The sequence below is a fragment of the Pseudomonas sp. R43(2017) genome (assembly GCF_002112345.1).
Lineage (GTDB): Bacteria > Pseudomonadota > Gammaproteobacteria > Pseudomonadales > Pseudomonadaceae > Aquipseudomonas > Aquipseudomonas kribbensis.
In genome coordinates this window covers 165,752-176,404 of sequence record NZ_NEHJ01000012.1, presented here as the reverse complement: position 1 = coordinate 176,404, position 10,653 = coordinate 165,752, and the positions used below count along the sequence as shown (strand labels likewise).

Below are 10,653 nucleotides of genomic sequence, written 5' to 3'. Positions count from 1 at the left end.
GGGGGTAACCTGCTGTAAATTCGGGAAAAAAGGAGCGCGCAGCGGCGAATCCGTGCGGCCACGCGCAGCCCGGAAAAGCTAAAACATCGGGGCTTGGGTGTCTGACATGGGAAGCGGGGACAAGCCCCGTGACCGGCCAGTCATGGCGTCGATCCGCGGGAACCGCGAATCGACGCCGATGTCGGCTCAGAGCCGGCGTTTGCGGTTGAGCGTCGGTATGGTGGTTTGCGGGACTTCAACCTGTCTGGCCTGCGCCGAAGTCTGCGCCGCCAGCGCGGCCAGGGTCGGTTGGCTGAACAGCGTGCGGGCATCGACGTGCAGCCCGGCCTGACGCATGCGCGCCACCAGACTGACCGCCAGCAATGAATGCCCGCCGAGTTCGAAGAAGTGATCGTTGCGTCCGACCTGCTCCAGTTGCAGCACCTCGGCCCAGATCTGCGCGAGCCTGATTTCGACCTCTCCTTCGGGCGCCTCGTAGCGACGACTGAGCACCGCCTCCGCCCCCGGTGCCGGCAAGGCCTTGCGATCGACCTTGTCGTTGGGGGTCAGGGGCAACGCATCGAGCTTCACGTAGGCACCCGGCGCCATGTACTCCGGCAAGCGCTCCAGCACGTGGGCGCGCAAGCTTTCGATGCGTGGCGCGTCGAAGCCTTCGCGCACGGTGAAATACGCCACCAGTCGCTCGTCGCGCACCAGCACCACGGCTTCACGCACCGCCGGATGCTCGATCAGCCGCGCCTCGATTTCCCCCGGCTCCAGACGCAAGCCACGCAGCTTGACCTGGAAGTCGTTACGCCCGAGGAACTCGAGGTTGCCGTCCGCCCGGTAGCGCACCAGATCGCCGGTGCGATACAGGCGATCACCGGCCACGAACGGGCTGTCGATGAAGCGCTCGGCCTGCATGTCCGGCAGTCCCAGATAACCCCGCGCGACCCCGACCCCGCCGATGTGCAAGTGACCGCTGACACCGAATGGCACCGGCTGATCGTGAGCGTCCAGCACGTAGAGCCGGGTGTTGCTCAACGCCTTGCCGATCGGTATGACGGTTTCCGGCACCGGTTGGTCCGGTTCCAGCGTCCAGCCGGTGCTGTCGACCGTGGTTTCGGTCGGGCCGTAAACGTTATGCAGACGCACCCACGGCAGGAGCTCGCGGACGCGCCGGGCCAGTGCGGCGGTCAGTTCACCACCACCGTTGAGCACGTCGGTCAGGCTGGTGCACTGGCTGACATCGTCCTGCTCGATGAACTGTTGCAGCAGCGCCGGCACGAACTTGACCACGGTGATCTGCCGTTCGCGAATCACCTGGGTCACATAGGCCGAATCGCGGTTGCCGTCGGGACGCGCCAGCACCAGCCGCAGACCGGAGCACAGCGGCCAGAAGATCTCCCACACCGAACTGTCGAAGCTGAACGGCGCCTTCTGCAACAGCGCACCGTGCCCGGTCGGCGGGCTGATCTGCGAGCCCCAGTGCACCATGTTGCAGGCGCTGCGGTGTTCGATCATCACGCCCTTCGGCGTGCCGGTGGAGCCCGAGGTGTAGATCATGTAGGCCAGGTGTGCAGCACTCAAACCCGGTACGTGCAGGTTGTCGGCGGAAGCGTGCTGCCAGGTGCAACGGTCGAAATCGATGAGCGGCACACCCGGATCAGCCAGCAGATTGCGGGTGGCCTCATGTACCAGCACTGCCACCGGGGCGCTGTCTTGCAACATGTAATGCAGGCGTTCCAGCGGATAGTCGGGATCCAGCGGCACATACGCGCCGCCCGCCTTGAGAATGCCGAGCAGGCCGACTATCAGATCCGGGCTGCGTTCGACGCAGATCGCCACCCTGGAATCCGGTTGCACACCTTGCTCGCGTAGATGATGCGCCAAGCGGTTGGCCTGCTCATTCAACTGGCGATACGTCAGCTGTTGTTCACCGGCCTGCAAGGCGATGGCGTCGGGACGGCGTTGCGCCTGCTGCTCGAACAACACCTGAAGCGGCTGATCGATCGGGCAATCGACTTCGCTGACATTGAACTTGACCAGCAGTTGTTCAAGCTCCGCTGCCGGCAGGATCAACAAGCGATTCAGCGGCTGTTGCGGGGTTTGCTCCAGCGCATCGACCAGCGCCTGCAACGCGGTTTGCACGTAGTCGCCGATGCGCCGGGCGCCGATGCTCATCAGTGTTCGCGTGGTGATCTGCAAGGCGCTGCCCAGGTCATCGACGCTCAAGGTCAGCGGGTAGTTGGTGCGTTCTTCGTTGTCCAGGGTCTGGATACCTTGCCAGGCCGGATCCGCCGTCGATTCCTGCACCTCAAGATCGGTGTGCCGATAGTTGAGCAGCGCACTGAACAGCGGTGCCGGTGACGCAACACCGCTGCACCGCTGGGCCAACGCCAGCGATGCATGCTCATGCCCGAGCAGGTCGGTCAGTCGGGCGTGGGTCAGCAGCACCGCATCGCGCGCGCCGCGGTCCATGTCCACTCGCAAAGGCAAGGTGTTGATGAACACCCCGAGCGCCCGGTCCGCGCCCTCACCGCCCTGCATGCGGCCCATGAACACGCTGCCGAACACCACACGCTCCTGCCCCGAGGTCGCCGCCAGCACCTGCGCCCAGGCCAGGTGAATCAGGCTGGCCACGCTGACGCCTGCCTGCCGCGCTTGCAGACGCAAGCGGCGGTCCAGTTCTGGCGCAAGGGTTCGCACGGCTTCGTCGATCCCGCGACCGTCACCCTGTACGTCCTGCAAACCGAACGGCAGGGTCGGTTCGTCGATGTCGGCGAGCATTTCGCGGAAAAACGCTTCATGTTCCTGCTCGCTGACACCGAGCCGGGTCTGGGCCACGTAATTGCGATACGGCACCGCCGGCGGCAACGGCTCGCCCTGCCCCAGCAGGTTGGCGCGCATTTCATGGCGCAGGACTTCCAGGGCGATGTGATCCAGCGCCAGGTGATGGAACAACAGAATCGCCACGATCCGCCCATGGGCCGGATCGCGGGCATACATCAGCCGGATCAGCGGCGCCTGGCTGACGTCGATGCGATAACGCCGGGCATCGAAGCGCTCGTGCAGCTGCGTGAGGACATCGCCCTCGGCCGGATCGAGGGTGATTTCCTGCACCGGCAGTTCGGCTTCGCGCCAGACCACTTGCACCGGCGTGGTCAAACCTTCCCAGACCACCGCCGTGCGCAAAATGTCGTGTCGCGCCATGACCTGACGCAACGCGGCCGCATAGGCCTCGACCCGCTCGACGCTGTCGAACGCCAGCTGCGATTGCAACAGGTACGGATCGCCCTGGGCGGCGGTGATGTGGTGATAAAGGATGCCTTCCTGCAACGGCGCCAGCGGATAAATGTCCTGCACGTTGACTGCCCCGCCCGGCACAGTGGTGATAATCCGGTCGAGGGTGGCCTGATCCAGCTCGACCAACGGCAACAGGTCCGGGGTGATCTGCGTGCAGCCCGGCGGAATGCGATTGGCCGGCACTTCAACTTCGCGACCACTGCCCACCGACGCGGCCAGCGCCGCCAGCGTCGGCTGGCCGAACAGCACGCGCACGTCGCTGCTCATGCCGAGCTGGCGCATGCGCTCGATCAGGTTGACCGCCAGCAACGAATGCCCGCCCAGCTCGAAGAAGTGATCGTGACGCCCTACCCGTTCGACTTGCAGCACCTCGGCCCAGATCTGCGCCAGGAGAATTTCAACGTCGCCTTGCGGGGCTTCATATTCGCGGCGGATCAACGCTTCCGGCCCCGGAGCCGGCAACGCCTGGCGATCCAGTTTGCCGTTGGCGGTCAGGGGCAACGCCGTCAAGCGCACGTAAGCCGACGGCAGCATCGCGCTCGGCAGACGGGTTTGCAGATGGGCATGCAGCTGCGTGATGTCCAGCGGCTGGTGTTCGGTGAACCAGGCCAGCAATTGTCCGTCACGCACCTGCACCACCGCATCGCGCACCGATTCATGACTGCTCAACGCGGCTTCGATTTCGCCGGGTTCGATGCGTACGCCACGGATTTTCACCTGATCGTCGTTGCGGCCCAGATACTCGATATTGCCGTCCGGGCGCCAGCGTGCGAGGTCGCCGGTGCGGTACATCCGCGCGTTGGGCTGGCCGCTGAACGGATCGTCGAGAAAGCGTTCGGCGGTCAGTTCCGGCCGGTTGAAGTAACCCCGCGCCACCCCGGCACCACCGACGTACAGCTCACCGGCCACGCCAATCGGCACCGGTCGCTGTCGGTCATCCAGCAGATAGGTCGTGGCGTTGCTCACGGGTTTGCCGATGTGCAGCGTCCGGCCCGGTTCGATGCGACCCGAGGTGGCGACCACCGTCGCTTCAGTCGGCCCGTAGTTGTTGATCACCGCGAACGTCTGCTCGCGATTGAACTGACGCAGGCGATCACCGCCGATCAGCAGGGTGCGCAAGGTCGGGTGTTCGAGGTGGCGGCTGAAGGCGTATTCGGCAATTGGGGTCGGCAGGAAACTCACGTCCAGCGGTTGTGCGCGCCACCAGTCGAGCAGCGCGTCGATGTCTTCGCCGCCGTCACGGGTCGGCGCCAGGTGCAGGGTCGCGCCGGCACACAATGCCGGCCAGACTTCCCAGGCCATGGCGTCGAAACCGAAGCCGGCCAGGCTCGAGGTGTGGCGACCTGCGCCCAGGTCGAAAGCCGTGCAATGCCAGTCCACCAGGTTCGACAACGTGTGGTGTTCGACCATCACGCCTTTGGGCTGGCCGGTGGAGCCGGAGGTGTAGATCACGTAGGCCAGATGCGCGGTGGTCAGGCCTGAGACGTCGGGGTTGAGATCGTTGACCGGCCAGGTGCGCGAGTCGATGTCGATCACAGGCACATTCAGTACCGGCAGACGCTCACGCAGATTGCCCTGGGTCAGAACCACGACCGGCGCACTGTCACTCAATAAATAGCTCAAACGTTCCGCAGGATGGGCCGGATCGACCGGCACATAACCGGCGCCGGACTTGAGGATCGCCAGCAGCGCGACCAGCGTGTCCAGCCCTCGACGGGCGACCAGCGCCACACGGTCATCGGGTTGCACACCCAGCCCGATCAAATGATGGGCCAGGGCGTTGGCCTTTCGGTTCAGTTCGGCATAAGTCAGCCGTTGCCCCTGGGATTCTGCAGCCACCGCATCCGGCCGCATCGCCGCTTGCGCTTCGATGCGCTGATGAATGGTCTGCACGTCGGGGTAATCGGCGTGGGTGTCATTCCACTCTTGCAGCAACGCCGACTCGGCTGGCAGGTTCAGACTGAAATCGCCCACCGCCAGCGAAGTATCTTCAAGTCCCTGCTCCAGCACCCACAGCAATCGGCCGCACAATGCCGCGATTTCATCCGCGTCAAAGTAGGCCTCGTTGTACACCAGGTACAAACTGTCCTCTTCGTCGCCACGGCTGCTCAGCAGGTGCACGGACAGCGGCGTGCCCTCTTCGTGGTTGGACACTTTGACCACCCGCCCCCGGGCCTCTCCGTAGCGGTATTCATGGGCGTCCCGCTCGTAGGAGACGGTCACTTCGAACAGCTGTGAACGATCCTCGCGCAGCAGACCCAGCGCGCGGTTCATCTCACTCAGGGGAAAACGCTGATGGCGGAAATCCTGTTTCAGCTCATCGCGAACAGCCTTGACCAGCGCACCGAACGCCAGCTCGCGCCCGAACCCCATGCGCACGGCGCTGACCTGGGTGAACAGCCCCAGGGTCGACTTGAAACGGGCGCCGGATCGATTGAGCAACGGTAAGCCCACCACCCATTCATCACGCTGGCCAATGCGGCTGAAGTACACATGCATCGCCGCCAGCAGAAAGTGCAACGCCGAAGCCCCGTATTCTGCGGCCACCTGCTTCATACGGTCGTGAAGGCGGGCCGGAAAGACCTGCGAGAAAATCCGCGTCGGTGCCGTCGCGCCGGCAAAGCGTTCCTGATAGCGCGGCAATAACAGCGGCTCGGGAAGATGCCGGTATTTGTCCAGCCAGTACGCACGGTCACGCGCATAGCGGGCAGACTCGTAATAGCGTGCGTCGTCATGAATGAAGTCGATATAGGACGGCGCCGAATCCGGCGGCTGTTGCCCGAGCGCCAGGGCGTTGTAAATCTCGTCGAGGGACTTGAGCATTTCGCCAAAGCCCCAGCCATCGACAATCAGGTGGTGGGCCTGGAGCGAAAACCAGTGGCAGCGATCATCGAGGCGAATGAGGCAGAAACGGAACAGCGGCCCGCCGTCCAGCGTGAACGGCTGTTCGATGCGCTCCTGAGTCAACCGGCGCGCCGCAGCCTCCGGCTCGGGATGGGCGCTGAAGTCATGGAACGGCATCGGCACCGGCATCGATGGCGCAAAACGCTGCAACGGCAGACCGTGCTCACCGGCACCCAGCAGCAGGCTGGTGCGCAGGGCGTCATGCCGGGCCACGAGGCCTTCGAGGGACGCTTGCATCAACGCAGGATCAAGGGCACCGCTCATCTCGACATAACCACCGATGTTGTACACCGGCGAATCCCCCTGACGCAGTTGATCGAGCCAGATGTCACGCTGGGCAGCGGTCAGCGGGAAGGCTTCGGAAATCGCGGACAGACCGTCCGCCGCATCGGCAGCAAATTGGTTCATAAGATCCGTCTCATGTGATTTGGCGCGTATTCAAGCATCGGCCCCGAAACCCGCATGACACGTGAAACCCGGACAACTCCCCCCTCTTTGCCCCGCACTGAGGGTCCCCAACCCCGGACAAGTCAGTTATTCCCCCGAAAGTTCGGAAAGAAATGGCTGAAAATCCTGTAGGACAATCGCCACACGCTACTACCGACCAGCGCCTCGCAAATGTGGGACGCATCGGTCCGAGACCCGGTTTTCGGGGTTCCCACTAGACCGTACAGTCACGGACCACGAGTCCTTACACATTGATCTGACAGAAACGTGACGCCATTTTTTCGGAATTAGTGGCACTTTGTGTCCCCGTTTTCCCCTACAGACGTAGGACAAATGCATAGGCTTAAATCCCGCTCCAGATCGATTTCAAGGAGAAACACTGGTTGGCGGCTTCACAGGTGTATGCACGGCAGATGATTCGGTAATGGCTTTAAATCAGGGATGACAAGGATATGAATCTGACCGGCAGTCTTCGCAACATGGAAAACCCGCACTTCTACTGGCAACTGGGCGAGTTGATCGCCAGTACGGGTAACGAACGATTCGCCTCTAACATGTTTCAGTTGGTCGACACCCTGGTGCCGGTCAACCGGGTCGATCTCAGCGAATGGACACTCGACGAGCGCGAGGCCAGCGTGGTCGAGATCAAGGCCCTGGGCAGCGCCGGTTTGCCGGATACCTTCCCGCCCCCGGACCCGCTGCAATGCCAGGACGATCATCCGCTGTTGCAGAAGATGATCGAGATGAATGACTCGCTGCTGATTCAACTCAAGGCCTCGCTGCAGCAACGACACCCGCACCACAGCGTCCACCAGTGCAATCTGGTGTCACGCACCTCCAACCGCCGCTGTGTCATCTCGTTCTGTCGCCCTCACACGCACCGGGTGTTTTCCCTGCCGGAGCTGTCGTTCCTCAAAAGCCTGTCCGACACCCTGCTGCCGTTGATCGAGCGTCACGCGCAGATCCGTCGGCAAATCATCGCCCGACAACCGCGCCCACTTCAGGCCGATCAGGAGCAGACACCGTTGCAACAGGTGTTCGACGAGCGCCTGGCACTGGGCGACATCACCCTGTCCGTGCGCGAGAAGGAAGTCTGTCTGGGCCTGCTGACCGGCGGCACCGTGCCGCAGATGGCCGAGCGGTTGCGGGTCAAGAACAGCTCGATCGAGACCTACCTCAAGCGCGCGGCAGCCAAACTCGGGGTCAGCGGGCGTCACGGTCTGGCGAAATGGATGGCCGGGGCCTGATCCGGCGTTTTCTCATCACGGGTCTTCGCGCCCACTCCTATTTGTGAACGAGGCTGTTTGATGTCCAGGTTGCCGATCTCCCTGCTGTCCATGGCGTTGCTGATGGGCGGCTGCTCGCTGATTCCCGATTACCAGCGTCCGGCGTCACCCAGCGCGGCGCAGTATCCAAAAGGCCCCGCCTACCCCGCGCCAACCCAGACCACGACCGCTGTCGAGGACTGGCGCGGGCTGTTCAATGACCCGGCGTTACAGCAGTTGATCGAGAGCGCACTGGTCAATAACCGCGACTTGCGGGTGGCCGCGCTGAACGTCGAAGCATTCCAGGCGCAGTACCGCATTCACCGCGCCGATCTGCTGCCGGCGGTTTCAGCCAATGCCAACGAATTGCGCCAACGGGTGCCGGCGAGCGTGACCAAAACCAAAGCGGCGATCACCTCGACCTACTCGGCGAACCTCGGCATCAGCGCCTACGAACTGGATTTTTTCGGCCGGGTCCGCAGCCTCAGTGAACAGGCCTTGATGAGCTGGCTGGCCACCGAAGAAGCCCGGCGCAGCGCACAGTTGAGCCTGGTGGCCAACGTTGCCAATGCCTACCTGACCTGGCGCGCCGATCAGGAATTGCTGGCCTTGGCCCAGGAAACCCTGGCCGCCGACGAGAAAAGCCTGCGCCTGACCACCCGCAATCGCGAGGCCGGGAAATCTTCGGCGCTGGATCAGATCCAGGCGCAGACCAGTGTCGACAGCACCCGTGCCAGCCTCGCCCGCTATCAACGCCAGGTCGCCCAAGACTTGAACAGCCTGACCCTGCTGGTCGGTGCGCCGGTTCCGGAAACCTTGCCGGCACGTCCACTGGCCAGTGATCTGGTGGCGCAGGTACCGGCCGGATTGCCGTCGGATCTGCTGCAACGCCGGCCGGACATTCTCCAGGCCGAATACAAGCTGAAAGCTGCCAACGCCAATATCGGCGCAGCCCGGGCGGCGTTTTTCCCCAGTGTCAGCCTGACCGCCAATGCCGGCACGTCGAGTCGGGACCTGTCGGGGCTGTTCAAGGGCGGCTCCGGCGCCTGGACCTTCCAGCCGCAGATCAACCTGCCGATCTTCAACGCCGGCAGCCTGCGCGCCAGCCTCGATTACGCGAAGTTGCAGAAGGACATCACGGTCGCCGAATACGAAAAGACCATTCAGACCGCCTTCCAGGAAGTGTCCGACGGTCTCGCCGCGCGGGAAACCTATCAGCAACAGCTACAGGCTCAGCGCGATCTGGTGCAGGCCACTCAGGACTATTACGACATGGCGCAGCACCGCTACCGGACCGGTGTCGACAGCAGCCTGACGTTTCTCGATGCCCAGCGTTCGCTGTTCAGTTCGCAGCAAAGTCTGATCTCCGACCGGTTGGCGCAACTGGTGGCGCAAGTGAACCTGTATACCGCACTGGGCGGTAGCTGGAGCCCTGCGGAACCGTCGCCGCAATAACCGCAGGTCATGTTTTCTTACACCTTTTGTCGCCAGATCTGACATCCGTAGGTGATCAAAAACCGACCTGCCGGTTCATTTTGGTATCATGCGCCGCTTTTACGGTTAACCCCCCGCCTGTCTTGCTGACCGGCGGGCTGCAAAAGGCGGTATTAGATGACGGCTTTGTTGACTCGCCGCAAGGTGCTTGCGGGAATGGGCGTGCTCGGTCTGGGCCTGCTCGCCGGCTGCGACACCCGTGGCCAACTGTCGTACAAGTACGGCAAGGATCTGAGCGACAAGATCCTCGGACGCACCTTCAAGCTCAAGGACACCGAAGGCAACACCGTGACGCTGTCGAGCTTTCGTGGCCTGATGCCGATGATTTTCTTCGGTTTCACTCAGTGCCCGGCCGTCTGCCCGACGACCCTGGCCCGCGCGGCGAAAATCAAGAAGCTGATGGGCAAGGATGGCGACATCCTGCAAGTGGTGTTCATCACCCTCGACCCGGAACGCGACACGCCGCAAATCCTCGACGCCTACGTCAAGACCTTCGACCCGAGCTTCGTCGCCCTGTACGGCACCCTCGAGGAAACCAAGGCCACCGCCAAGGAATTCGACGTCTTCTACGAAAAAGTCCCTGCCGGCGACACTTACACCCTGTCGCACACGTCTACCAGTTATGTCTACGACACCCGCGGCAACCTGCGCGTGGGTCTGTCCCAATCGCTTTCTGCACAAGAGTGTACGGAAGATTTGCAAACCGTCATGGAGGTCTGCTGATGAACCCTTTTCTGAACAACATCAAACGTGCCGCACTGGGCCTGTCCCTGCTGGGCCTGGCCTTCCAGGTTTCGGCGCAGACCAGGGTCGATGACGCCTGGGTTCGTGCAACCGTACCAAACCAGTCGGCCAGCGGTGCGTTCATGACCGTCACCGCCGACAGCGACAGCAAGCTGCTCAGTGTTGCATCGCCCGTGGCCAAGGACGTACAGATTCATGAAATGACCATGAAGAACGACGTGATGAGCATGGGCCCGGTCAACTCGGTAGACCTGCCGGCGGGCAAGGCTGTGAAGTTCGATCCGAACGGCTACCACGTGATGCTGATGGGCCTGAACGGTCAACTGAAGGAAGGCGAAACCGTGCCGCTGACTCTGACTGTGGAAAACGCCAAGGGCGAGAAACAGGCCATCGAAGTCCAGGCGCCGGTACGCTCGTTGACCAACATGGAAGGCCACGATCACAGCAAGATGCATTGATCTGACTTTGCGGTGACAAAAAACGGGACAGACTGATCGACAATCAGACTGTCCCG

General features: G+C 62.7%; 5 protein-coding genes. 4 read left to right on the top strand and 1 reads right to left on the bottom strand.

The annotated features are described in order from the left end of the window. Positions 1–186 precede the first annotated feature (186 nt). Positions 187–6,597 (bottom strand): non-ribosomal peptide synthetase, encoded by a 6,411-nt coding sequence (locus CAG02_RS29075; RefSeq protein WP_085708572.1) that lies wholly within the window; start codon positions 6,595–6,597, stop codon positions 187–189. Positions 6,598–7,088: 491 nt separating this feature from the next. Between CAG02_RS29075 and CAG02_RS29070 the strand changes: the two genes are divergently transcribed. From CAG02_RS29070 to CAG02_RS29055, 4 genes are all read left to right on the top strand, one after another. Then, positions 7,089–7,883 carry a helix-turn-helix transcriptional regulator gene (locus tag CAG02_RS29070; RefSeq protein ID WP_085708573.1) on the top strand — a complete coding sequence of 265 codons (795 nt, stop codon included), beginning with the start codon at positions 7,089–7,091 and terminating at the stop codon, positions 7,881–7,883. 60 nt (positions 7,884–7,943) lie between these two features. After that, positions 7,944–9,356, top strand: a complete 1,413-nt coding sequence (locus CAG02_RS29065) for an efflux transporter outer membrane subunit (RefSeq protein ID WP_085708574.1) — start codon at positions 7,944–7,946, stop codon at positions 9,354–9,356. Between the two features lie 156 nt (positions 9,357–9,512). Next, positions 9,513–10,118: an SCO family protein gene (locus CAG02_RS29060; protein WP_085708575.1), complete on the top strand. Its 606-nt coding sequence runs from the start codon at positions 9,513–9,515 to the stop codon at positions 10,116–10,118. Beyond that, the gene (locus tag CAG02_RS29055) at positions 10,118–10,597 is read left to right on the top strand and encodes a copper chaperone PCu(A)C (RefSeq protein WP_085708576.1); all 480 of its coding nucleotides are present in this window, start codon (positions 10,118–10,120) and stop codon (positions 10,595–10,597) included. The genes CAG02_RS29060 and CAG02_RS29055 overlap by 1 nt, the downstream gene beginning before the upstream one ends. Positions 10,598–10,653: the final 56 nt, after the last annotated feature.

Excerpts from the sequence above, each read along its gene's own strand:
- CAG02_RS29055 (WP_085708576.1), top strand. The coding sequence starts at position 10,118 with ATGAACCCTTTTCTGAACAACATCAAACGTGCCGCACTGGGCCTGTCC.
- CAG02_RS29075 (WP_085708572.1), bottom strand. The coding sequence starts at position 6,597 with ATGAACCAATTTGCTGCCGATGCGGCGGACGGTCTGTCCGCGATTTCC.
- CAG02_RS29070 (WP_085708573.1), top strand. The coding sequence starts at position 7,089 with ATGAATCTGACCGGCAGTCTTCGCAACATGGAAAACCCGCACTTCTAC.
- CAG02_RS29065 (WP_085708574.1), top strand. The coding sequence starts at position 7,944 with ATGTCCAGGTTGCCGATCTCCCTGCTGTCCATGGCGTTGCTGATGGGC.
- CAG02_RS29060 (WP_085708575.1), top strand. The coding sequence starts at position 9,513 with ATGACGGCTTTGTTGACTCGCCGCAAGGTGCTTGCGGGAATGGGCGTG.